At 67.8% G+C, this 23,864-nt stretch carries 21 protein-coding genes and 2 pseudogenes; 13 read left to right on the forward strand and 10 right to left on the reverse strand.

The features are described from left to right. Positions 1–29: 29 nt before the first annotated feature. The 5 genes from ABLE94_RS14490 to ABLE94_RS14510 all read left to right on the forward strand — a co-directional run bounded on the left by ABLE94_RS14490 (position 30) and on the right by ABLE94_RS14510 (position 5,263). Complete coding sequence (locus ABLE94_RS14490) at positions 30–1,148, forward strand: hypothetical protein (RefSeq protein WP_348809089.1); 1,119 nt, start codon at positions 30–32, stop codon at positions 1,146–1,148. 16 nt (positions 1,149–1,164) lie between these two features. Further along, positions 1,165–1,908 (forward strand): maleylpyruvate isomerase family mycothiol-dependent enzyme, encoded by a 744-nt coding sequence (locus tag ABLE94_RS14495; protein WP_348807549.1) that lies wholly within the window; start codon positions 1,165–1,167, stop codon positions 1,906–1,908. Beyond that, positions 1,898–3,421: an amidohydrolase gene (locus tag ABLE94_RS14500; RefSeq protein WP_348809090.1), complete on the forward strand. Its 1,524-nt coding sequence runs from the start codon at positions 1,898–1,900 to the stop codon at positions 3,419–3,421. Before ABLE94_RS14495 ends, ABLE94_RS14500 begins: the two co-directional genes overlap by 11 nt. A 208-nt stretch (positions 3,422–3,629) precedes the next feature. After that, the gene (gene nrdF / locus ABLE94_RS14505; protein ID WP_348807547.1) at positions 3,630–4,631 is read left to right on the forward strand and encodes a class 1b ribonucleoside-diphosphate reductase subunit beta; all 1,002 of its coding nucleotides are present in this window, start codon (positions 3,630–3,632) and stop codon (positions 4,629–4,631) included. A 68-nt stretch (positions 4,632–4,699) separates the two neighbouring features. Continuing rightward, on the forward strand, positions 4,700–5,263 hold the full coding sequence (locus ABLE94_RS14510; RefSeq protein WP_348809091.1) for a hypothetical protein: 564 nt from the start codon (positions 4,700–4,702) through the stop codon (positions 5,261–5,263). A gap of 28 nt (positions 5,264–5,291) precedes the next feature. On the opposite strand, the gene ABLE94_RS14515 is transcribed toward ABLE94_RS14510, so the two are convergent. From ABLE94_RS14515 to ABLE94_RS14525, 3 genes are read right to left on the reverse strand one after another with little or no spacing between them, the layout of a single operon-like run. Next, on the reverse strand, positions 5,292–6,089 hold the full coding sequence (locus tag ABLE94_RS14515; protein WP_348807545.1) for a hypothetical protein: 798 nt from the start codon (positions 6,087–6,089) through the stop codon (positions 5,292–5,294). Next, positions 6,086–9,055 (reverse strand): DEAD/DEAH box helicase, encoded by a 2,970-nt coding sequence (locus ABLE94_RS14520; RefSeq protein WP_348809092.1) that lies wholly within the window; start codon positions 9,053–9,055, stop codon positions 6,086–6,088. The genes ABLE94_RS14515 and ABLE94_RS14520 overlap by 4 nt, the downstream gene beginning before the upstream one ends. Positions 9,056–9,092: 37 nt before the next feature. Beyond that, positions 9,093–9,485, reverse strand: coding sequence for a PPOX class F420-dependent oxidoreductase (locus ABLE94_RS14525; RefSeq protein WP_348807543.1), 393 nt, complete (start codon positions 9,483–9,485; stop codon positions 9,093–9,095). Positions 9,486–9,572: 87 nt separating this feature from the next. Here ABLE94_RS14525 and ABLE94_RS14530 point away from each other — a divergent pair, with 87 nt between their 5' ends. Beyond that, complete coding sequence (locus tag ABLE94_RS14530) at positions 9,573–10,973, forward strand: DUF2252 domain-containing protein (protein WP_348809093.1); 1,401 nt, start codon at positions 9,573–9,575, stop codon at positions 10,971–10,973. A gap of 57 nt (positions 10,974–11,030) precedes the next feature. Here the strand turns inward: ABLE94_RS14530 and ABLE94_RS14535 are convergent, their stop codons facing one another. The 3 genes and pseudogenes from ABLE94_RS14535 to ABLE94_RS14545 form a co-directional block, all read right to left on the reverse strand. Continuing rightward, the gene (locus tag ABLE94_RS14535) at positions 11,031–11,522 is read right to left on the reverse strand and encodes a beta-class carbonic anhydrase (protein ID WP_348807541.1); all 492 of its coding nucleotides are present in this window, start codon (positions 11,520–11,522) and stop codon (positions 11,031–11,033) included. 111 nt (positions 11,523–11,633) lie between these two features. Then, positions 11,634–12,391 (reverse strand): annotated as a pseudogene (locus ABLE94_RS14540) (isocitrate lyase/PEP mutase family protein). Next, positions 12,378–13,346, reverse strand: a complete 969-nt coding sequence (locus ABLE94_RS14545; protein ID WP_348807540.1) for an ABC transporter substrate-binding protein — start codon at positions 13,344–13,346, stop codon at positions 12,378–12,380. The pseudogene ABLE94_RS14540 and the gene ABLE94_RS14545 overlap by 14 nt, the downstream one beginning before the upstream one ends. A 337-nt stretch (positions 13,347–13,683) precedes the next feature. Between ABLE94_RS14545 and ctaD the strand changes: the two genes are divergently transcribed. The 4 genes from ctaD (at position 13,684) to ABLE94_RS14565 (ending at position 17,946) form a co-directional block, all read left to right on the forward strand. Beyond that, positions 13,684–15,447 (forward strand): aa3-type cytochrome oxidase subunit I, encoded by a 1,764-nt coding sequence (gene ctaD, locus ABLE94_RS14550; protein WP_348807539.1) that lies wholly within the window; start codon positions 13,684–13,686, stop codon positions 15,445–15,447. Between the two features lie 83 nt (positions 15,448–15,530). Next, positions 15,531–16,748: a phosphoserine phosphatase SerB gene (serB, locus tag ABLE94_RS14555; protein ID WP_348807538.1), complete on the forward strand. Its 1,218-nt coding sequence runs from the start codon at positions 15,531–15,533 to the stop codon at positions 16,746–16,748. After that, positions 16,745–17,491 carry a peptidyl-tRNA hydrolase gene (locus ABLE94_RS14560; protein ID WP_348807537.1) on the forward strand — a complete coding sequence of 249 codons (747 nt, stop codon included), beginning with the start codon at positions 16,745–16,747 and terminating at the stop codon, positions 17,489–17,491. Before serB ends, ABLE94_RS14560 begins: the two co-directional genes overlap by 4 nt. Then, a complete protein-coding gene (locus ABLE94_RS14565) occupies positions 17,488–17,946 on the forward strand; it encodes a cupin domain-containing protein (protein ID WP_348807536.1) in 459 nt (152 codons plus the stop codon). The genes ABLE94_RS14560 and ABLE94_RS14565 overlap by 4 nt, the downstream gene beginning before the upstream one ends. A 733-nt stretch (positions 17,947–18,679) precedes the next feature. Here ABLE94_RS14565 and ABLE94_RS14570 read toward each other — a convergent pair. From ABLE94_RS14570 to ABLE94_RS14575, 3 genes and pseudogenes are all read right to left on the reverse strand, one after another. Further along, positions 18,680–18,922: a DUF6985 domain-containing protein gene (locus ABLE94_RS14570; protein WP_348807535.1), complete on the reverse strand. Its 243-nt coding sequence runs from the start codon at positions 18,920–18,922 to the stop codon at positions 18,680–18,682. A gap of 46 nt (positions 18,923–18,968) precedes the next feature. Beyond that, positions 18,969–19,208: pseudogene (locus tag ABLE94_RS26450) on the reverse strand (DUF6985 domain-containing protein); the annotation flags it as partial. 40 nt (positions 19,209–19,248) lie between these two features. Further along, entirely contained in the window at positions 19,249–20,244 is a 996-nt protein-coding gene (locus ABLE94_RS14575) for an LLM class flavin-dependent oxidoreductase (RefSeq protein WP_348807534.1), read from the reverse strand. A gap of 204 nt (positions 20,245–20,448) precedes the next feature. On the opposite strand from ABLE94_RS14575, the gene ABLE94_RS14580 reads away from it, so the two are divergent. Next, on the forward strand, positions 20,449–21,255 hold the full coding sequence (locus ABLE94_RS14580; protein WP_348807556.1) for an ABC transporter ATP-binding protein: 807 nt from the start codon (positions 20,449–20,451) through the stop codon (positions 21,253–21,255). A gap of 86 nt (positions 21,256–21,341) precedes the next feature. Next, positions 21,342–22,142 (forward strand): NUDIX hydrolase, encoded by an 801-nt coding sequence (locus tag ABLE94_RS14585; protein WP_348809094.1) that lies wholly within the window; start codon positions 21,342–21,344, stop codon positions 22,140–22,142. Positions 22,143–22,146: 4 nt separating this feature from the next. Here ABLE94_RS14585 and ABLE94_RS14590 read toward each other — a convergent pair whose 3' ends face one another. Next, positions 22,147–23,100 carry a zinc-binding alcohol dehydrogenase family protein gene (locus tag ABLE94_RS14590; RefSeq protein WP_348809095.1) on the reverse strand — a complete coding sequence of 318 codons (954 nt, stop codon included), beginning with the start codon at positions 23,098–23,100 and terminating at the stop codon, positions 22,147–22,149. 83 nt (positions 23,101–23,183) lie between these two features. On the opposite strand from ABLE94_RS14590, the gene ABLE94_RS14595 reads away from it, so the two are divergent. Then, positions 23,184–23,825 carry a TetR/AcrR family transcriptional regulator C-terminal domain-containing protein gene (locus ABLE94_RS14595; RefSeq protein ID WP_348809096.1) on the forward strand — a complete coding sequence of 214 codons (642 nt, stop codon included), beginning with the start codon at positions 23,184–23,186 and terminating at the stop codon, positions 23,823–23,825. Positions 23,826–23,864: the final 39 nt, after the last annotated feature.

The raw sequence follows: 23,864 nt of genomic DNA on the forward strand, positions 1-23,864 counted from the left end.
TGTAACAGGCCGCGACATCGGGGGTGCGGATGGCCGAGAAGAAGATCGACTACCGGAAGCGGCCGGCACCGGGGAGTACGCCGGTACCGCCGGTCCAGTCCGGGTGGCCGGTGCCGCCCGCGCAGCACGCTCCGGCGGCCGCGTCGGGGTGGCCCGCGCCGCCCGTCGCGCCGGCCCCACCCGCTCAACCCGGGTGGCCGGGGCAGGCCGCGCAACCGGCCCCGCCGGTAACCGCACCGCGGCCGGTGCCGACCGAGGTGGGCGTCGTCGGCGCCGCGCCCCCGAGTTGGACCACCTTCTGGGTGTTCGGGTCGGTCGTCGGCGTGCTGCTCCTGCTGGCACTGATCTTCGTGGCCACGGGTTCGGCGGTCGGCGTGTTCTTCTTCGGTTTCGTGGGGGGCATCCTGGGCTTGCTGTACCTGCTGTCGCTCTGGGGAGCCCGGTCGGTGATCGGTAAACCCCAGGTGACCGCCGGTGCTGCCGGAATCTGGGCTCCGCGATTCCAATTGCGCTGGGATCAGGTCAGGGCCCTGGATTTCGTCTCCAACGGCCGCGAGTACTCGAAGATCGATCCCCACAAGACCAGTGTGGCGAAACGACAGATGACCTCGCTGGTGGTCACCTCGCGTGAGCGCGGCGCCAACGGTCGACCCGTGCAGTACGGAACGACCCTGTGCTTCAACCACTCCCACAATTACGAGGAGTTCCGTCAGGCGGTCCGAAGACTCGCCCCGCACGTCGAGTTCCGGACGGACGTGAGTGTCGAGGACACCGTTCTCGACCCGGCGGTCCAGCAGGCGGTGCAGCAGCAGCTGGCGTCGACCGGTCGCCTGGTGGTCACCACCAAACGCGGCAAGGAGAAGATGTCCTTCGACCGAAACGGCGCCACCCTCGGACGCAACTTCGCGCCGTGGCCGGAGATCACCGCTGCGGTGGCGGTCATCGACCTCCACACCGACCGGACCGGGGGAATCTCCACCACCACCCGGACGCAGACACTGGTGCTCCTGACCAATCAAACGAATCCCAACGGCCAAGAACGCCGGTTCCGGCACTCCTACGACGAATCGTTCCAGCCACCCATCGAGTATCTCCTGCCGGTGCTGCGTCAGTTGGCGCCGCACATCCAGGTGGCCGACCAGCGCTGAGGGTAGCCTGCGACGGATGACACCCGAACGCTGGCTCGACGCCATCCGGCTGGAGAGTGATCGGCTCGCCGCCACCACCCCCGCATCGCTCACCCTGCCGGTGCCGACATGTCCCGGCTGGACCGTTCACGACCTCCTCGGACACGTCGGCGCCGTCCATCGCTGGGCCGCCGACCGCCTGATGGAGACGCGACTGTACCGCGGATACGACGGAATCCCGGTCCCCGAGGGCGCCGCGGTGATCGACTGGTACGCGGCCGGACGCGACCTTCTCGTCGACGCGTTGATCTCACGCGACCCGGACTCCCCGGCGAAGACCTTCGTCGGCGAGCGGACCGTGGCCTTCTGGTATCGGCGCCAAGCCCACGAATTGGCGGTGCATCGCTGGGATCTGGAATCGGCCACCGCGCCGGCAGCCCAGGCACCGATCGAGGCCGACCTCGCCGCCGACGGCATCGACGAGTGGCTGGAGGTGTTCGTTCCGCGTTTCATCGCCGCCGGCGACCCCGTGCCCGACGAGGTGCTGGGCCGCACGATCCACCTGCACGCCCACGACCACACCGACCGTCACTGGGTGCTGCGCCCGACCGCCGAGCGATTCGATGTGTCCGACGAGCCCGCGGAGGCAGACGTCGCCATCCGCGCGACCGCCGATGATCTGCTGCTCACCGTCTGGCATCGACGCGCCCTGGACGACGCGGACGTCGTCGGTGACCGTGACCTCGCCGGTGCCGCACTCGAACTCGTCCATGTCACCTGAGGCGTCATCCGAGCCCACCGGCGCCGACCTCATCATCCGTTCGGCGCGGATCGTGTCCGAGGATGGCACGGTCACCGAACCCGTCGACATCAGGATCGCCGGTGGCCGGGTCGCCGACATCGGCGGGGTCACCGCGCACGGGCAGTCGGCCCGCGAACTCGATGCCGGCGGGCGGTGGGTGATCCCCGGACTCTGGGATCACCACGTGCACGTCACCCAGTGGGCGCGGTGGGGTGAGCGGCTCGACGTCTCCGGCTGCACTGCACCGCAGGCGGTGATCGATCGGGTGCACCACCACATCGAGGAGGTGGATTCGTCGTCCGGGCAACAGGATTCGCGCGTGATCCTCGGTGTCGGACACCGACCTTCGCAGTGGTCGGAGCCGGCGTCGGTGACCGCACTCGACGCGGTGTCCGGACGGCATCCGGTGATCCTGATCTCCGGTGATGCCCACAGCGGCTGGCTCAACAGCCGATCACTGCAGGTCTGCGGCCTCGAGCACCGCACGGGCCTCGTCGACGAGAACGAGTGGTTCGCGGTGTTCGCGCGCCTCGACGAGATCGCACCGACGCAGACCCCGGAGTTCGATCAGGTGCAGCGGGCGATGACCGCGGCCCTGACCCGCGGCATCGTCGGGATCACCGACCTCGAATTCGCCGGCGCACATCGCGTCTGGCCGGAGCGGATCGCCGCCGGCATGATTGCGCCCCGCATCCGCGCCGGGTTCTACCCCGACGCCCTCGACGAGGTCCTCGGGTCCGGTCTGCCCGGTTCTGGTCTGCGCACCGGTGACCCGTTGGCGCACAACGTTCTTCTCGGTCCGCTGAAGATGATCACCGACGGTTCGCTGGGATCGTTGACGGCGCACTGCTGCGACCGCTACGCACCCGAACCCCATCCATTCGGCAAGCAGAACTTCTCCGGTGCCCAGATCCGGGAATTGCTCTCGCGCGCCACCGCGGGTGGCCTCGACGTCGCGGTGCACGCCATCGGCGACGCCGCGGTCACCGAGGCGCTCGATGCCTTCGGGGTGACCGGCGCCCATGGCAGCATCGAACACGCCCAGTTGATGCGCCGCGACGACCTCGTCCGGATGGCCGGCCTCGGGGTGGTGGCGAGCGTGCAACCCGCGCATCTCCTCGACGACCGCGCTGTCACCGAACGTGTCTGGGCGGATCGGGCCGATCGGTGCTTTCTGCTGCAGAGCATGCATCGGGCCGGGGTGGCCCTCGCGCTCGGATCGGACGCGCCGATCGCGCCCCTGGATCCGTGGCTGGCCATCGACGCCGCGGTGTGGCGCGCCGAACCCGGTGAGCCGGCGTGGAATGCCGCCGAACGACTGACCGTCGGACAGGCGTTGTTCTCCTCGACCAACGGGGCGCCGCCGCTCGCCGTGGGGTCGCTCGGCGACGTCGTGCTGCTCGACGACGATCCGTTCGGTGTGCGGCCCCGCGACGTGCGGGTGGCGGCGACCGTCATCGGTGGTGATCCGGTGTGGTCTGCCCTGGGATGAGTGGCGACCAGCCACCCATGATTTGGGGCCTCGTGCGTCACACCATCCCCAGATGTTGTGGTTTTTCACGATCTTGGCGTCGGATCGAGTGTCGGTCCACGATGGCCGGGCGCGACGGCCTAGATTGGTCCTATCGCTCATCGCACCAGCCGCGCTGCGGCGAACTGCGGACACCGACCCGAATCCACCCATCGACCCCGAGGAACAGATGACGGCCACCTCTCACAGCCCCGCCGACGGCGCCCCCATCAAGCTGGTCAGCCGGGTCTCGGCGATCAACTGGAACCGCGTCCCCGATGAGAAGGACGCCGAGGTCTGGGATCGCCTGACCGGAAACTTCTGGCTGCCGGAGAAGGTTCCGGTGTCCAACGACATCCCGTCGTGGAACACGCTGACGGAGTACGAAAAGCAGCTCACCATGCGGGTGTTCACCGGTCTGACGCTGCTCGACACCATCCAGGGCACCGTCGGTGCGGTCTCGCTCATCCCGGATGCGACGACGCCGCATGAAGAGGCGGTGCTCACCAACATCGCGTTCATGGAGTCGGTGCACGCCAAGAGCTACAGTTCGATCTTCTCCACCCTGTGCTCGACCAAGGAGATCGACGAGGCCTTCCGCTGGTCGGAGGAGAATGACCAGCTGCAGCGCAAGGCGCAGATCGTCATGGACTACTACCGCGGCGAGGATCCGCTCAAGCGCAAGGTGGCCTCGACGCTGCTGGAGTCGTTCCTCTTCTACTCCGGTTTCTATCTGCCGATGTACTGGTCGTCGCGCGCCAAGCTCACCAACACCGCTGACCTGATCCGGCTGATCATCCGCGACGAGGCGGTGCACGGCTACTACATCGGCTACAAGTATCAGCGTGGTCTGGAGACGCAGAGCGCGCAGCGTCGCCAGGAACTCAAGGACTACACCTTCGAGTTGCTCTTCGAGCTCTACGACAACGAATCCGATTACACCGAGGCGCTCTACGACGAGGTCGGTCTCACCGAGGACGTCAAGAAGTTCCTGCGCTACAACGCGAACAAGGCGCTGATGAACCTCGGCTACGAGGCGATGTTCCCGAAGGACGAGACCGACGTGAACCCGGCGATCCTGTCGGCCCTGTCACCCAACGCCGACGAGAATCACGACTTCTTCTCCGGGTCCGGTTCGAGTTACGTCATCGGCAAGGCCGTCAACACCGAAGACGAGGACTGGGACTTCTAGCGGGGCACAACCGAAGGACGTCGATGGCGGCTCCCGGGCGGTCAGCAGCGCCGAAGCCGGGGTTGACCGTGACCCGGTTCCGGACCTCGATGATCATGCAGGTCATCTTCATCGGCACGGCCCTTGTCATCGTGGTGACCACCCTGGCCGGGACTCTCGCGTCAGGCGGCAGTACGACGGGTGTGGTGGTCGTGATCGTGATGTTCGTGGTCATCGCACTGCTCGTGTGGTGGATACTGCGTCGCCGAACGCTGATGGTGATCGCCGTCGACGCCACCACGCGAGCCGGATGTGTCGAGAAGCCTGCACGCGGCACGGACGCGGGGTGGCGAATCCCGTTGTCCGACATCACGCGTGCGCATGTGGCCATGCATACGAAGTGGGTCGGGTCGGGAGATGCTCGCACCCAGAAGAAGCGCCAACTCCTCGGCCTCGAGACCCAGGCGTGGGTACCGACGTGGCATGCGCACCCTGCCGCCGACCCGCGGTGGTTTCCCGACCTACCGGATCGCGCTCGCCAGTACGTCGTCCACATGGGTTCATCGGGTGGCTACGGGCGACGACGCCGGCGAATTGTCGCCGCCTTCGAGCCCAGCCGGGTGGAGGTTGTTCTGCACGAGCGCAATGAATGAGCGAGGGTAGCGGCCCCTTGACGGTCCTTCACTCCTCGACGAGCCGGTCGTACAGGTCACCGAGCTCATCGACCGCCTCGGCGATGTCACCCGGCGCCACCCCGGATGCCCGCAGGGCCGCCCGCAACGCCGCGGTGTCGAGGTCGGTCATCGGATTCATCCGCGGCGGTGACGGCAGCGGGGGAGCGGTCGCGCCGGTGCCGTAGAAGTCGACGGTCGGTGGTGCAGAACGCGATTCGGTCCACACGAGCGGATTGTCGGGGAGCCCGGACGGTTCTCCGGACACGTCCTCGATGGCCGCGAGCAGTTCGGGTAACGATGTTCCCATCAGCGTGAGCAGTGTCAGCGGGGTGCGGTCGATCTCGGCCGCGATCTCATAGGTCACCGTCAGTACGTGGATGCAGCGACCCGAGGAGTCCGGGCACGTGCAGTCACCGACGATGTCGGCACTTTCGGTGGGCAGCAACAACTCTCCGAGCGTGTCGGGTTGCTCGCCACGGGCCAGATACATCACGTCGGTGATGCCGCCGGCCGCGGCCAGCAGCGAGACCACCGTGGTGGCGTCGACGGTGCGAACCTCGAGGAACACCTCGAAGGGGTCGAGTTGACTGCCCTCGACGACCGCGGTCACCATTCCATCACCGATGGACACCCGATGCGCATTCCGATCGCGAAAGTAGCTGCGCGCCTTCGTGATCTTGCGGTTCTCGACGATCTCGGAGGTGACCTGCCCACCCGGTCGGCCCTCGACGACGTCGACCAGGGCCCGGGACCACGGCGTCAACGCATAACCGCGGACCGGGGTGGTGCCACGCCGCGCACTCATTCGCTCACCGCCTCGTCGCGGAGCCGGAACAGTTCGAACAGTTCGTCGTCGCCGAGGTCACCCATCCAGTTCTCGCCCGTCGACACCGTCAGCCGGGACAACTCGCGTTTCTTGGCGATGAGGTCGTCGACGCGTTCCTCGAGGGTGCCCACGCAGACGAAGCGCCGCACGTGCACCCGCTGGGTCTGACCGATCCGGTAGGCACGATCGGTGGCCTGGTCCTCCACGGCCGGATTCCACCACCGATCCACGTGCACAACGTGATTGGCGGCGGTCAGGTTGAGTCCGGTGCCGCCGGCCTTGAGCGTGGCCACCAGAATCGGCGGCCGCGCGGAGCCGTCACCGCGCTGGAACCGCTCGACCAGCAGGTCACGCTCGCCGCGTGGCAGACCACCGTGCAGCAACGGGATCTCGGTGCCCAGCACCTCGGTCAGCCACGACGAGACCAGTTCGCCGAACACGGCGAACTGGGTGAACAGCAACCCCTGATCACCTTCGGCGACCAGGGTGGTGACGATGTCGGAGAGGAGTTCGAGCTTGCCCGACCGATGGTGGCCGCGGCGCAGTATCGCCGATCCGTCACCGAGGTAATGCGCCGGATGATTGCAGATCTGTTTGAGCCGGGTCAGTGCGGCGAGGACCGTGCGGCGCCGCAGCGCGCGCTGCTGCTTGTCGGCCAGGGCGGCCATCAGATCGTCGATCACCGCGCGGTAGAGGGCGGCCTGCTCGACGGTGAGGTTGGCCCGCACGGTGAGCTCGTTCTTCTCCGGCAGATCGGAGACGACGGCCGGATCGGTCTTCTCCCGCCGCAGGATGAACGGGCGGGTGAGGGTGGCCAGCCGACGGACGGCGGCCGGATCCCGATCCCGCTCAATGGGTTCGGCGAAGCGGTTGCGAAACGCCGAGGCCGAGCCCAGCAGCCCGGGATTGACCAGGTCGATCACCGCACGCAGGTCCTCGAGGCGGTTCTCCACCGGGGTTCCGGTCAGGGCGATGCGGTGAGCGGCGGGGATGGCGCGCAGTGCGCGGGCTGCGGCCGTCCGGACGTTCTTCACGTGTTGCGCCTCGTCGACGATGACGTGCCGCCACCGATGCGCGGACAGTAGATCGCGATCGCGGGCGGCGAGGGCGAACGTCGTCAGCACCACGTCGATGCCGGAATGGACCGCGGTGAACGCGGCACCCTTGGATCGTCCGGCGCCGTGATGGACGGTCACCCGCAGATCCGGTGCGAACCGTTCCAACTCGTGGACCCAGTTGCCGACCACCGACATCGGACACACGATCAGCGAGGGCGCGCTGTCGCTTTCGTCTCCACCATCGTCGCGTGCGTCGTACTCGTGACACAGCAGCGCGATGATCTGCAGCGTCTTGCCCAGGCCCATGTCGTCGGCGAGGACGCCACCGATGCCCTGGCCGGACAGGTACGCCAGCCACTCCAGGCCGCGGTGCTGATAGGGCCGCAACACCGCGTGCAGCGACGCCGGGGCCGCCACCGGGACCGGGGCCATCGTGCCCGTCTCGGCGATGGCATCGAGCCAGGCCAGTCCCTGCACCGAGGTCACCGGTACCGGCACGCGGTCGGTGTCGTGCGCGACCATGTCGAGCAGCTCACCCATGTCGGGTGTGTGCCCGGACGTCCGCAGCGCGCGTTGCGCCGCGATGAAGGCGGCCGCGCGGGTCAGCGCGGCGCCCTCGGCGCGTACCCACACCCCGCGGATGCGCACCAGATCGCCCTTCTGACGCGACAATTCGTCGAGATCGGCGTCGCTGAGCGTGATGGCGTCCGGGCCGTCACCCAGGGCGAGTCGCCACTCGAACTCACGGATCTCGCGCAGGCCCACCATGCGGGCCGGGGCGCCACCGCCGGTCACCGGGGCCGCCCGCACCCCGAGGGTGGGCCGCACCTCGGCGATGGTGCGGGGGAGCAGGACCGGGAGGCCTGCCTCAGCCAATGCCTGTGCGCCGCTGGTGAACAGCGCTTCCGCGAGATCGCCGGTGAGCAGGAAGTCCAGCGAGGTGCGGTCGGGGTCGGCGCGACCCAGATCCGGGAATGCGCGCACCGCGGTGGCGAGTTCGGTGGTGATCTCGTCGAGTTCGGTTGCGTCCAGGCGATGCGGGACCACCGGATCGATGTGACCGTCGTCGGAGCGTCGGCAGACCTGCAGACGCCACCGGAGCCGGTGCGGGTCGCCGGGAACCGAACCGGCGGTGAACAGTTCGTCGTCGAGGTCCTGCGGATGATCCGGATCGTCGGGTTCGTGCAGACGGAAGAGCACCGTCGAATCGCCGGCGGGAGCGCTCGCCGTCCACTGCGTCCACGCCGACATAGCGGTCGGGCGGGTGGCCGACGCCGGAACCGCGGAGTCGACGAGGGCCGCGATCAGCGGGGTGGCCGGATCGGCCGCGCCGAGGCGGGTCGCCGACGCGGTGATCCGGGCACGGCACTCGTGATCGACGAGTTCGGCCGCAAAGTCCATCAGCGCCTCGGTGCCGCCGTTGTCCAGCAGCGCCGCCGGTGCGCCGCCGGTGATCACCGCCGACCACGCACGCCACTGCGGTGTGGCCACCGGGCGCCAGACGAACACCGACTCGCCCGCCACCTCGGCGACGGTGGGTGCCACGACGCGGGCATCGACGAAGCGTCTCACCCCGTCGAGAAGGTGGCGGTACCACGCGATGTCGCCGGCGACCGCCACCGAGCGCGTCGCGTCCAGGAACGACACCGCCGACGCCACCCCGAGCGTCATCGTCGCGACGAAGCGACGCCTGCCCGACTCGTCAATCACTCCGACCTGCCGGCGAAATCGTTTGCCGGACAGCAATGATCGCAACGGTTCCGGATACGGTGACCCGGCGGCTTCGGTGTCGTTCCCGTCGGTCTCGTCCCAGACCGAGAGGCCGACGCCGGGACGCCACAGGACATGCAGCGCGGCGGCCGGTTTGGGGGCCGGTGCGGCGACCACGGTGGGTGCGGTGTCGGTCGATGAGGTGGCCGCGGCGCTACTTCTTTCCGAAATAGGTGGCGTTCAACGCGAGGATGACGCGATCGGCGGCGTCCGGGGGCGGAGCCTGATCGGCGTTGCCGTAGCGCTTGCCGAGCACGACGTAGAACGATCCGGTCGGATCGTCGGTGACCGATTCGAGGGTGCCCCGCACCTCGAGGTACCGATACGGATTGTCGGGATCGGTGATGACGAACGAATAGTTCGGATTCTGCTGCAGGTTGGCGATCTTCTTGCGGGCCTTGGTGTGGGTGAACCGCAGCTGCCCGTCCTGCCAGGCGAACCACATCGGGGTCGCATTGGGTACGCCATCGGGTCCGACGGTGGCGAGCACACCGACAATCGGACGGTCGAGCAGGTCGTCGTAGCCCTCGGGGATCGTGGTTGCCATGCCGTCCAGGGTAGTGGGCGCCACCGACACGACTCACCGGCACGATCGGGTGACCTGATGGGTCATCGTGGAGCAGACTGGTCAGTCATGGCCACCCCGTCACTGCCGCAGCCGCCGACGCAGAGCGAGATGCTCGCGACCGGCCCCACGATCTACTCGACCGCCGACCGGTCGATCGGTAAGGCCGCCCGCAAGGTCGTGCCACGCAGTGCGTTGGGTGACTGGGATCCGGATCGGCGTGGACACGATGCGCTCGCCACCATCTTGGCGCAGAACACCATTCGGGATCAGGTGCTGTTGCCGATCCGCCACGGACGCATGTCGGCATCGCCGTGGACCTACTATCGCGGGGCCGCCGCGGTGATGGCCGCGGACCTGGCGTCGCGTCCGAACACGGGGATCACGGTGCAACTCTGCGGTGACGCCCACGTCCTGAATTTCGGGCTGTGGAACACCCCCGAGCGGACCCTGGCCTTCGACCTGCGTGACTTCGACGAGACGCTTCCCGGACCGTTCGAATGGGACCTCCTGCGATTCCTGGCGAGCCTGGTGGTCCTCGCCCGCGAGAACAACGTCGACGCCGTCACCGCCACCGGCGCGGTCCGCGCCGGATTCCAGGGCTACCGCAAATGGATTCGGACGTACGCCGGGTGGCCGATCCTGGACGTGTGGGCGGAGAAGATCTCCGTCGACGACCTCGTCGGGTATGTGGCGTCACCGGCCAACGGAGCCCGGCTCGATTCGTATCTGGAGAAGCGGGCGCAGAAACGCACGGCGCGGGGAGCGAGCAAGAAGCTGACCCATCAGGTGGATGGCCGTCGGCAGATCGTGGAGGACCCGCCGTACCGGATTCACGCACTCAGTGGTTACCGCGACGTGCTCAACGACGTGATCCGCGCCTACTATGCGACGGTCCCGGAGAACATCGCCGCGCTGCTGCGTCGCTTCGATCTGGTCGACGCGGTGCAGCAGGTCGTCGGCGTCGGCAGCGTCGGGATGCGGGTGTTCCTCAATCTGGCCGAGGAACACGAGACCGGCGACCCGATGTTCTTCCAGATCGAACAGGCCGCCGCCTCGGTGTACGAACCGTTCCTGTCGCCGAGCAGTTACGACAACCACGGTCAACGAGTCGTCAACGGCCAGCGACTGATCCAGAGTGCCTCCGACATGTTCCTGGGCTGGACCCGGATCGCCGACTGGGACTTCTACGTGCGCCAGTTCCGCGACGGCAAGGTCATCCCCGACGGACCGCGAGTGGCCGGCGTCATCGAGCAGTTCGCGACGGCCTGCGGACACGTGCTGGCCCGTGCGCACGCGCGCAGCGGGGATGCCCGCGCGATCGCCGACTATCTGGGGACATCACGCAAGGCCGAGGAATCGGTGGTGCGATTCGCCAACGCCTACGCCGATCAGACCGAACGCGACCACGCGCAGTTGGCCACCGCGGTCGCCGACGGGTCGATTCCGTCGGCGCCCGGCTGGCCGTGAGCCCGGTGGTGACGATCAGTCGGAGATGATCAGGCGGAGACGATCAGTCAGAGACGATCAATCGGTGACCTCGTTGAGTTTTCCGGTGGCCACGTCGAAGACGAAGCCGCGCAGTGAGCTGGTCTTGGTGATGAACGGGCTGTTGCGGATCCGGGTGAGTGACTGACGCACGTCCTCGTCGACGTCGCCGAATGCCTCGGCGGCCCACTGCGGCTTCTGCCCGATCTCGTTCTGGATCTCGCGTTTGAAATCGTCGTCGGTGAAGGTCAGCATGCCGCAGTCGGTGTGGTGGATGAGGATGATCTCGGTGGTGCCGAGCAGTCGCTGGCTGATGGCCAGTGATCGGATCTCGTCGTCGGTGACGACGCCGCCCGCATTGCGGATGACGTGTGCCTCACCGTCTTTGAGGCCGAGGATGCGGTAGACGTCCAGGCGCGCATCCATGCAGGCGACCACCGCGACGTGACGACTCGGCGGCAGCGGCAGCGGGCCGGAGAAGGTGGCGGCGTAGGCGGCGTTGTTCGCCAGGTATTCATCGGTGACAGTCATCTGTCCACGATGCTCGTCGACCTCTGCCGACGTCGACGGTTTCACCCGGTCGGGGTCAAACCATGGCCGGATGCGCATGTGTGGTGAGCTCGCGGTCGGGAGAGCCCGCGTTCAGTGCCAGCGGGCCAGCAGTGCCGTCGAGCGGGCCGCGAGGTCGGCCTGCCAGAAGGGGCCGAAGCTGATCCGGCCGACACCGAGGTCCGCGAAATGGGTCAGGGAGTCCTCGGCGGGCAACCCGATGGCGTTGACCGGGAGCGGCAACTCCGAGGTCAGCCGGCGGTGCACGTCGTCGGCATGCCGGCCGACCGGGTAGAGGCACGTCGCACCCGCGTCGGCGCAGCGGCGCAGCCGGTCGATCGCGCGGTCGACGCGGTCGGCGTCGTCGCCGATCCGACGCAGCAGCACGTCGGTCCGCGCATTGATCACGATGGGCACGCCCGCGGCGTCGGCCGCCTCGCGCAGTGCGGCGACGACCTCGGCGTGTTCGGCGGGTTCGCGGAGCCTCCCGCCCTCGGAGTGCACGGTGTCCTCGATGTTGAGACCGACCGCTCCGGCGTCGAGGAGACCGCCGATGAGGGTGGCCGCCGACTCGCCGTATCCGGACTCGATGTCGACCGACAGAGGTACGTCGACGGCCTCGGCGACCTGGGCGACCCGGGTGCACAACTCGGCAAAGGTCATGCCCTCGTTGTCGGAGCGGCCGATGGAGTCGGCCACCGGGTGACTGCCCAACGTGAGTGCGGCGAACCCGGCGTCGACGGCCAGGGCGCCGACCACGCGTCCCAGACGGTCGGCAGCACGACGGGATCGCCGGGCCGGTGCAGGGCGGCCAGGGTCCGGGCCGCCACGCTGAGATCAGGAGTTGGCATTGAGGGATTCCTTGACGTCGTTGAGCACCAACCACGCCGAGGCCAATCCGCCACCGCCGTACCAGATCTCGTCGTTCACCGACAGCACCCGCTTCCACGTCGGTGCCCCCATGTCGAGCCAGCGATCCGAGAGCAGGACCTCCTCGCCGTGCGCCTGCCCGTCCTCACCCTCGAAGGACACATAGATGAGGTCGGCGTCGGCGTCGGTGAAGTTCTGATCGGTGACGGTGACGTCCTCCGGCCCGCGTTGCGCGGCGGGTCGCTGGACGCCGATCTGGGTCAGGATCTGACCCGCGAAGCTGCCGGTGCCGGCCAGGATCTCCGCATCCTTGGTGAACCGGACCAGGGACACCTGATTGTGGGCGGCATCCATCCGACGGCCGGTCTTCTGTGCCTCGGTGTCGAACTCCTGCAGCAACCGAGTGCCCTCGCCGGAGCGGCCCAGCGCGGCGGCGACCGCGGTGAAACGTTCCTGCCAGTCGTCGTCGGTGGCGATGGTGACCGTTTTCGTCGTGCCGAAGGCGCCGGCGGACGCCGCGGTCGACGGCGTGGTCAGGACGATGTCGGGTGCCGCGGTCTGCACCGCGGCCGCATCGGGTTCGGCACCGATGGTCGGCACCGACGTCAGTTGCGGGCCGAGATACTCGGGCACGCTGCCCGGCGCCGCGGTCACCGCGGTCACCTTCGGGCCGAGTCCGAGGGCGCAGATGTCGTCGAGCAGGGCCGGATCGGTGACCACGATGCGCGAGACGTCGGCCTGCGGGGCGTCGGCGACCGTCGGCGCCAGGCAGGTCCGGGCGTAGTCGCGGTCGGCGGAGACCACGTTGACCTCGGCGATGCGGGTCGTCGAGGTGGAGATGGTCTTGCCGTCGGGGGTCGTCAGCGTCGACTGGTCCTCGGAGCACCCGCTCACCGCCAGGGCCGCGGCCACACCGATCGTCGAGATCGCCATCATCCCTCGGAGTCGAGAGGTGTTCTTAGTCCGTCCGTTCCGGTGGTCACCGCCGCGCTGCACCCGCCCAACCTAGCAGGGGCGCCGACGGGTTTCGCCGACGTCGCAAGCGGGACGGTGGACCGGGGTCGATGGCACCCTGTGGTGAGGCGGCGCGTCGCCCGCATCGAGCGGTCTGACCTGCGTCGATGGCGTCGGCGGAAAATCGAGTACGACAGATCGTAGGACCCACTCGGCCAGGGTGGGTGCAAGGGTTTAGGATCGGTAACCAGCGCTCGGTTTGTTCATGTGCCGACCGACGGAAAAACGCTTCCCGACCGGTCGGGCAAGAGGAGGATCTGTGACCGCGGTAGACCAGCCCACCACGCAAGTGGCACCAGTTCGTCCGTACCCGGAGCGATATCAGCCCAAGGGTTCGTTCATCTACAAGCTGATCACCACGACCGATCACAAGTTGATCGGCATGATGTACATCGTCGCGTGCTTCGCGTTCTTCCTGATCGGCGGCCTGATGGCGCTGCTGATGCGCGCCGAGCTCGCCCACCCGGGGATGCAGTTCCTCTCCACCGAGCAGTTCAACCAGCTGTTCACCATGCACGGCACCGTGATGCTGCTGATGTATGCGACCCCGATCGTCATCGGCTTCGCGAACTTCGTTCTGCCGCTGCAGATCGGTGCCCCCGACGTCGCCTTCCCGCGACTCAATGCCTTCGGCTTCTGGCTGTTCGTCTTCGGCTCGACCGTCGCGATCGGCGGATTCATCACCCCCGGTGGCGCCGCCGACTTCGGCTGGACCGCCTACACCCCGCTGACCGACGCGATCCACTCGCCCGGCGTCGGCGCCGACCTGTGGATCATGGGTCTGGGTGTGTCGGGTCTGGGCACCATCCTCGGTGGCGTCAACATGGTCACCACCGTGGTCTGCCTGCGTGCACCCGGTATGACGATGTTCCGGATGCCGATCTTCACCTGGAACATCCTGGTGACCACGATCCTGATCCTGCTGATCTTCCCGCTGCTGACCGCGGCCCTGCTCGGCCTGGAGGTCGACCGCCAGTTCGGCGCCCATCTCTACGACCCGGCCAACGGTGGTGTGATTCTCTGGCAGCACCTGTTCTGGTTCTTCGGTCACCCCGAGGTGTACGTCATCGCGCTGCCGTTCTTCGGCATCGTGTCCGAGATCTACCCGGTGTTCGCCCGCAAGCCGATCTTCGGCTATTCCGGCCTGATCTACGCGACCCTGGCCATCGCGGCCCTGTCGGTCGCGGTGTGGGCGCACCACATGTACGTCACCGGCGCCGTGCTGCTGCCGTTCTTCTCCTTCATGACCTTCCTGATCGCGGTGCCCACCGGTGTGAAGTTCTTCAACTGGATAGGCACGATGTGGAAGGGCAACATGACGTTCGAGACGCCGATGCTGTTCTCCGTCGGCTTCATCGTGACGTTCCTCTTCGGTGGTCTGACCGGTGTCCTGCTCGCCAGCCCGCCGCTGGACTTCCACCTGTCCGACAGCTACTTCGTCGTCGCCCACTTCCACTACGTGCTCTTCGGCACCATCGTGTTCGCGACCTACGCCGGCATCTACTTCTGGTTCCCCAAGATGACCGGACGCATGCTCGACGAGGGTCTGGGCAAGTGGCACTTCTGGCTGACCTTCATCGGTTTCCACACCACCTTCCTGGTGCAGCACTGGCTGGGTAACGAGGGCATGCCGCGCCGCTACGCCGACTACCTGCCGTCGGACGGGTTCACCACGCTGAACATGATCTCGACGACCGGTGCGTTCATCCTCGGACTGTCGACGCTGCCGTTCCTGTGGAACGTGTTCAAGAGCTACCGCTACGGCGAGGTCGTGACCGTCGATGATCCGTGGGGCTTCGGCAACTCCTTGGAGTGGGCCACCAGCTGCCCGCCACCGCGTCACAACTTCACCGAGCTGCCCCGCATCCGCTCCGAGCGTCCGGCCTTCGAACTGCACTATCCGCACATGATCGAGCGGATGCATGCCGAGGCCCACGTCGGACCGGGTCACAGCAGCGAATCCGCCGAGCACACCCGACGCGATCCGTTGACCGTCGGCGACCACGAGTCCTCGGCCGACTGACCAGGAATCACTCGGTGGTCGACTCGAAAGAATCACACACCACAACCGCACCCGGATCGGCATCGCCCGGTCCGGGTGCGGTCGTGAAGACGACCCTTCTGGTCACCGTCACCGGCCCCGACAAGCCGGGCGTCACCTCGGTGCTCATGGGCGCACTGGCCGGCCAGCAGGTGTCGCTGCTCGACGTCGAGCAGGTGGTGATCCACGATCGCCTCACCCTTGGTGTGCTGGTGGCCGTCGACGGCGATCCGGAGGCCGTCCAGGATGTCGTCGAACAGGCGATGTCGTCGATCGGGATGGACGTCAGTGCCGAGGTCAACGCACCGTCGGACGGACATGCGCCGTCCACACATGCGGTCGTGCTGCTCGGCAGTCCGGTCACCGCACGCGCGTTCAGCGCGGTGGCCGCCGAACTCGCCGGACAGGGCGGCAACATCGACTCCATCCGCGGCGTCGCCGACTATCCGCTGACCGGACTGGAACTGATGATCAGCGTCGGCGGCCGCGACGACGTCGCCGCCGACACCGCGCTGCGCAAGGGCCTTGCCCGCGTCGCGACGAAGCATTCGGTCGACATCGCCGTCGAGCGCGGTGGGCTGGCGCGCCGCGCGAAACGTCTCATCGTCTTCGACGTCGACTCCACCCTCATCCAGGGTGAGGTCATCGAGATGCTCGCCGCCCACGCCGGCCGGGAGGCCGAGGTGGCGGCGGTGACCGAGGCCGCGATGCGTGGTGAGTTGGATTTCGCGCAGTCGCTGCATCAGCGGGTGGCCGCGCTGGCCGGACTCGACGCCTCCGTGCTCGACGAGGTGGCCGCGTCGCTGCAACTGACGCCGGGTGCGCGCACCACCATCCGGACCCTGCACCGGCTCGGCTATCACTGCGGTGTGGTGTCCGGCGGATTCCGTCAGGTCATCGACGCGCTCGCTCACGAGCTGGAACTCGACTTCGTGCGCGCCAACACCCTCGAGGTGATCGACGGCAAACTGACCGGGCGTGTCGTCGGCGAGATCGTCGACCGCCCCGGAAAGGCCCGGGCCCTGCGGTCGTTCGCCGACCACGTCGGGGTGCCGATGGAGCAGACCATCGCCGTCGGCGACGGCGCCAACGACATCGACATGCTCAGCGTCGCCGGGCTCGGCATCGCGTTCAACGCGAAGCCGGCGCTGCGCGAGGTCGCCGACGCCGCGCTGAATCATCCGTTCCTCGACGCGGTGCTGTTCATCCTCGGCGTCACCCGCGACGAGATCGAGGCCGCCGACGCCGCCGACGGCGTGCTGCGGCGGGTTCCGCTCGAGTGACCGATCCGGGGTTGCCGTCGAATCCGTTCGCCGACGACTACCGGCGCCTGACCCGCTACGTCGGCGGAGCGGACGATCCGGAGAATCCGGCCGACGTCCTCGCGATGCAGATGGTTCTGCGGATCGAGAAGACCGCACCACCGGACCGTGCGGACCTGCTGGTGGCCGCTGCCCGAGCCGTGGCCCTGCTGTGTCTGGACGATCGTGCCGGTGGCGACGGACCGTGGTCAGAGCCGATGGACGCGTGGTGCGACGCCCGCATCCGCAAGATCGCCCGACGGGCGCGCGGTACGCAATGGGCTGCGGCGCAAGAGGTCTGGGGTGTGACGGCCACCGTCGGTGACGTCGAGGCCAGAGCGCTGGTTCCCGGTCGGGTTGGCGACGTCGACAAGCGGATCTCGCGACTGCAGATCGGTGGCACCGAGGTGGCGGGCTCGCTACCGACCGAACCACCCATCGGCGGCGTGTGCCTGTGGGTGAACCCGGACCTGGAGATGACCGTCGGCAAACTCGCCGCGCAGGTCGGCCATGCGTCGATGCTCGCGGTGCGGTTGATGGACGAGACGTCGGCCCGGGTGTGGCGTGATGCCGGCTGCCCGCTGTCGGTGTGTGCCGCAGACTCCTCGCGGTGGGCGGCACTGATGGCCGCGGATGCGACCGGCGCCGCGGTCGCGGTACGCGATGCGGGTTTCACCGAGATCGCGCCCGGGTCGGTGACGGTGATCGCGGAGGTGATCCGATGAGCGAACCCGACGAATTGCCGTACTGGGCACAGGGATTGGGGCTGAACCCGCATCCCGAAGGCGGCTGGTTCACCGAGACCTGGCGCAGCGATCTGGTGCTCCCTGCCGCGGTCCTGCCCGGCTACGACGCCGATCGCGCGGCCGGAACCGCGATCCTGTTTCTCCTCATGCCCGGTCAGCAATCCGACTGGCACACGGTGCGCGGTGCCGAGATGTGGCTCTATCATCGCGGCGCGCCGGTCGAACTCGACCTGGGTGGCGACGGTGACGAACCGGACGATGTCACCACTGTTGCGGTCGGTGCCGACATCGGCTCTGGTCATCGGCCGCAAGTGTTGGTGCCGCCACGACACTGGCAGCGAGCGCGATGCACCGGCGACGAGGCGTCATTGGTCAGCTGCATCGTCGTTCCCGGATTCGACTTCGCCGATTTCCGGCTCATCGACAAGGGCTAGGCACAAGCCGCTCGAGGTGTTCCGACCCGCCGGTCGAGACCCTCTGTGGTGCAGCTGGTTCCGTCCCCGCGCGCTGGTCGAGGTGTGAGGAGCGCTAGCGACGAGCCTCGAGACCTGGTGAGACAAGGCCGGTTTCGTCCCTGTCCGTGGGTCGAGGTGTGAGGAGCGCTAGCGACGAGCCTCGAGACCTCGTGTGGTGCTGCTGGTTTCGTACTAGCCACTGGTTGTGGTGGGTTGTCTTGCAGCGCGGGTCGCGGAGGGTGGCCTCGATACACCGACTCGCAAGCTCGTCGGCACTCGGCCAGCGGGAGGTGCGGCTGGTTTCGTCCCCGCCCGTCGGTCGAGCTGTGAGGAGTGCCAGTCCTGCGTTAAGCTCCGTCGAAACGACGACCCTCGAGACCTGGTGAGACAAGGCTGGTTCCGTCCCCACCTGCCGGTCGAGGTGTGAGGAGCGCTAGCGACGAGCCTCGAGACCTCGTGTGGTGCAGCTGGTTCCGTCCCCACCTGCTGGTCGAGGTGTGAGGAGCGCTAGCGACGAGCCTCGAGACCTCCTGTGGTGCAGCTGGTTTCGTTCTAACCTCGGGTTGCGGTGGGTTGTCTTGCAGCGCGGGTTGCGGTGGGTGGCCTCGATACACCGACTCGCAAGCTCGTCCGCACTCGGCCAGCGGGAGGTGCGGCTGGTTTCGGACCCAGTGAAGAGAACGCGCCTGGCCGGGCCGCACCACCTGCCGACTCACCCCACCGACGGCGACCAGTACACCGCACCCTCGGGAACCTCGTATCCGCGACCGTAGGCCGACCGGTGAGTCGGGTGTCCGTCGTAGGAGCTGATCCGGGTGAGGGTTCGGCCGTCGGTGAAGACCGTCTGCAAGCCGTGTTCGGGTTCCCAGTCGCATTCGTCCTCGCAGATGACGTACCAGTGCTCGTCCTGAAACACCACGTGTGGGCGCAGGTTGAACGTGACATGGGACCACACCTCGTCCTCGGTGATGGTCTCCGAACCCTTCCTCGTCGCCGATGGACACCGCGACGTCGCGGTAGTACGCGAACAGTGCGGGGGCCGCGGAGGTCAGGACCGATCGATCGAGTGCGCAGAAATCGATGATGCATGCGGCGAGGGCGTCGGCCTGGTCGCCCGCGAACTCATCGATCGTGAATTCGCAGTCTGCACCAAAGATCTCGACGTACCGCGGAGGGGTTCGATACCACTCGTCCACGTCGTCGTGTTGGAGGACGCCGATTCCGGGGAGTTCTGTCTGCACCCCGCCATTGTGGCAGGGGCCGGCCGCTTCGAGTCGTTCGTCAGGCCGACGCCACCGACCGGTCGCGCGCCGGCGTCAGATGCTCCAGCGTCCGCAACCAGATCTCCCGGTCCGGCGCGATGGACGCGACGATCACCTCGTCGGCGTCGGCATGTCCGGCGAACCAGTCCAGGTAGTCGCGCACCTCGGCGGGCGTGCCGACTCCGCTGTAGGTCATCATCTCGTCGATCTGGCGGCCCTGCGGCATCGACAGGATGGCGTCGGCCTCGTCGTCGGTGAAGCGGCGGCCGCGACCGAACAAGGCACCAACGCGTTGCCGCTTGGCCTGGTGCAGTTGGGCTTTGGCGATGTCGGCGTCGTCGTCGGCGATCACACAGGCCCCGGCGATCACGTACGGTTCGCTCAGTTGCTCGGACGGACGGAACTGCTCGCGGTAGATCCGGACGGCCTGGGTGAGGGCGGCCGGTGCGAAGTGGGAGGCGAAACCATACGGCAGGCCGAGCGCGGCGGCGAGCTGCGCGCCGAAAAGCGACGAACCCAGGATGTAGAGCGGTACGTTCGTGCCATTGCCGGGTGTGGCCTGCACGCCCTCCACCCGGGTGCTGCCGGTCAGATAGCCCTGCAATTCGAGAACGTCCGACGGGAAATGCTCGGCCGCGGAGATGTCGCGGCGCAGTGCCGCGAAGGTCTTCTGGTCACCGCCGGGGGCGCGGCCGAGGCCGAGGTCGATGCGACCGGGATAGAGCTCGCCGAGCGTTCCGAACTGCTCGGCGATGGTCAACGGCGAGTGGTTGGGCAGCATCACTCCGCCGGAGCCGAGCCGGATCGACGAGGTGCGGGCCGCGATGTGCGAGATGAGCACCGCCGGCGCCGACGACGCGATGCTCGCCATGTTGTGGTGCTCGGCGTACCAGATCCGGGTGTAACCCCACTGCTCAGCACCGATGGCCATCTCGGTGGAGGCGGCGAGGGAGTCACCGACGGTTTCGGAGGCGCCCACCTGGGCGAGATCGAGGATGGAAAGCGGCACACTCATATGAGTAGCCAAGGCGTGGTGCCGCCTGACTATTCCGCCCTCGGTCGTGCCGTTCTCGATTACTCGGCGGCAGTGGACGTTTGGCCGGGGGATTCGCCGGCCATCCTCCCCGGGTGTTTGTCACGCGACGGCGGCCCCCGGTAGGGCACGATAGGAACCGTGAACGCCAGTGAGCCGCAAGAGCCGACCACCGACCCCGATCTGATGATCGATTTCCGCGACGTCGCGGTCGTGCGCGAGGGAAACACGCTGGTCGGACCGGTCAGCTGGCAGGTCGAACTCGACGAACGATGGGTGGTGCTCGGTCCCAACGGCGCGGGCAAGACCACGCTGATGCGCATGGCCAACGCCGAACTGTTCCCGTCGTCGGGGGTCGCGTTCGTCCTCGGTGAGTTGCTCGGCAAGGTCGAGGTGCGCGAGCTCTCGACGCGCATCGGTGTCGCCAGCCCGGCCCTGGCCGACCGCATCCCCGACGACGAGATCGTCGCCGACGTGGTGATCTCCGCCGGATACTCGGTGATCGGCCGATGGCGGGAGGAATACGACGACGTCGACCGTGCGCAGGCACTGGAATCCCTGGAGTCGATGGGTGCCGAGCACCTCGCCGACCGTGCCTTCGGCACACTGTCGGAGGGGGAGCGCAAACGTGTCCTCATCGCGCGGGCCTTGATGACCGACCCGGAGTTGCTGCTCCTCGACGAACCCGCCGCGGGCCTCGACCTCGGCGGACGCGAGGAACTCGTGGAGCGACTCTCCGCCCTGGCGGCCGACCCCGATTCGCCTGCCATCGTGCTGATCACCCACCACGTCGAGGAGATCCCCGCCGGATTCACCCATGCGATGCTCCTCTCGGAGGGGGAGGTCGTCGCCCAAGGGCTCCTGAACAAGGTGCTCACGAGTCGGAACCTGACCAAGGCCTTCCGCCAGCAGATCAGTCTGTCGCGCGTCGACGGGCGGTTCTTCGCTCGGCGCAACCGCCGGGCGGGTTCCCATCGTCGTTCGGCAGGCTAACCCAGTCGGTGGCGCCGGGGCGCGCGTCGATAGGGTCGATCGGGTGAGCCCGAGCACACGCTCGGGTGACCGGTAGGAGGCCCGCCATGACAGATACGCCCGCCCCGCTTCGTGACGCCGCGACCGTCGTTCTCGTCCGCGACAGCGATCACGGCATCGAGGTGTTCCTGCAACGTCGCGTCAAGCAGATGGCCTTTGCCGGTGGTATGACGGTGTTCCCCGGCGGTGGCGTCGATCCCCGGGACCGCGACGCCGATCTCTCCTGGACCGGACCGGATGCCGATTGGTGGTCGGAAATCCTCTCCACCACAACCGAACTCGCGCAGGCCCTGGTGTGTGCGGCGGTGCGTGAGACCTTCGAGGAGTGCGGTGTGCTGCTTGCCTCCACCGCGGACGGCACCTTTCCCGACCCGGCGACGCTGCGCGACGACCGCGGCGCCCTGGTCGACAAATCCCTGTCCTTCGCCGAGTTCCTCCGCCTGCGCGGGTTGACCCTGCGCGCGGATCTCCTTCGGCCGCTGGCGCATTGGATCACACCGGTAAATGAGAAGCGGCGGTATGACACCCGGTTCTTTCTCGCGGCGGTGCCGCCGGGGCAGGAACCCGACGACTCCACCAGTGAGGCCGACATCGCACGCTGGGCGAGCGCGGGGGACGCACTCGAGGCGTGGTCGGCGGGCAAACACTTCCTGCTGCCACCGACGTGGGCGCAGCTGACCGAGGTGGCCAGGTTCGCCACCGTTGCCGAGTTGCTGGCCGCGGAGCGCGTGATCGAGCCGATCGAGCCGAACGTCAGTGCCGGACAGGGTCTTTCCGGTCTCGCCTTCGTCAACTCGGACGACTACTTCGCCGGGCTGGGCACCACGACGCCGAATATCGACCTCTGAGTGCTCAGTCGCCGATCGTGATCACCAGGCGGCCCGGCGCGTCGGCATCCCATGCCCGGCTGACATCGGGTAACGGTGCGGTGCGGATCGCGATCGGCAGTTCTCCGCTCGCGGCGACGTCGAGGATCTTCGGCAGCTCACCGAAGAGCAGGGCCGGATCGATGGATCCGCCGCCCGACCCGCGGATCGTCAGTGGCCGAGCGCGCAGGATGGCGGCGTCGAGCTGCAATGATCGTCCCGCCATCGCGCCGATCTGGACGTAGTCGACCGGTGTCCGGCGCGCGGTGAGGCTGTGCGCCCGGAGTGCGCCGAGCGCCACCTCGGCGACCGGCCCCCACAGGTAGTCGAGCACGATGTCGATGCCCTCGGCGAACCTCGCGGCGAGGTGTTCGTCGGCGTCGGCGTCGGCCAACGACACCGTCACCACCCGGGGATCCTCCGCCAGCCGGGCGAGGGCCTCGGCATTGCGACCTGCCGCGATGACCCGCGCGGCACCGAGATGCAGCGCGATCCGGACCGCCAGACAACCCGACGTTCCGGTGGCGCCGAGGACCGCGACGGTTCCGCCGTCGAGTCGCGAGGTGCTCGAGCGCAACGGCATCCACGACGACATCGCGGGGTTGACCACGGCGGCGGCGACCTCGCTGGTCAGTGCGTCCGGGATGGGAACGGCGAATCCGTTCGGCACGATGGTGCGCTCGGCGATGGTGCCGTACGGGTCCGGGCATCCGCCGGTGTAGACGCGCCGGCCGTCGATCAGGCCGATGCCGTCGACCCCGGCGACGAAGGGTAGGTCGTCGCCGGACGAGTAGTGCGCGCCGGCCGCCACGGATCGGACGAGGTTGTGGACGCCGGCGGCGAGCATCCGAACCTCGATGACGTCGTCGGTGACCGGCGGCTCCGGGAAGTCCGCGTACCGCGGCGGTGAGGTGACGTCGGAGACGACTGCAGCTTTCATGATTTCTCCTGAACATTGTTCAAAACGACGTCTGCTAGCATTGTTGAACAATGTTCAGAAGTCAAGGGGAGAGGGGCCGACCCGTGCCACGTGCGCAGCTCACCCGTTCGGCGATCATCGACGCCGCATTCGAGCAGCTCGCCGAGACCGGTCTGGACGGGATCACGGCACGAGCGCTGGCCGCCCGTCTCGGGGTGCGGGCGGGGGCGCTGTACTACCACTTCCGCGACATGGCCGACCTGCAGGACGAGATGGCCTCCCGGGTACTCGCGACCCTGCTGGCCGATCCGGTGCCCGACGGGCCGGCCGACGACTGGCGGGAACTTCTGCGTGCCGGTGGTCACCGGACACGCGAGATCCTGCTGTCGTTCCGGGACGGGGCAAAACTGGTCGCCGGCACGACCCTCGTCGACGACACCGCCCTGCGCGGTCTGGAAGCACCGGTCCGGGTGCTCGTCGCCGCCGGGATGACCCCGCTGGACGCTCAACGCGCCCTGCAATCGGTCAACGCCTACGTCACCGGATTCGTGATCGAGGAACAACATCGTCATCCCGTGGGCGGCGGCGATCGCTTCACCGCCGAGGAACGCCGCGCCCGGCTCGATCCGGACGAGCAGCCGCTGCAGTACGCGCTCAGCGACGAGGTCGTGTCGTTGCCGGCCGAGGCATTCGAGTGGGGTCTGGAAGCGCTGATCGCCGGAATCGGCGTGCGAGTGGGGTTGTAGCGCAGCAGGTTTCTCGGCTGTTGGCCCGCAGATCGTCTG

Source organism: Gordonia sp. VNK1 (assembly GCF_040049135.1).
GTDB classification, from domain to species: domain Bacteria; phylum Actinomycetota; class Actinomycetes; order Mycobacteriales; family Mycobacteriaceae; genus Gordonia; species Gordonia oleivorans.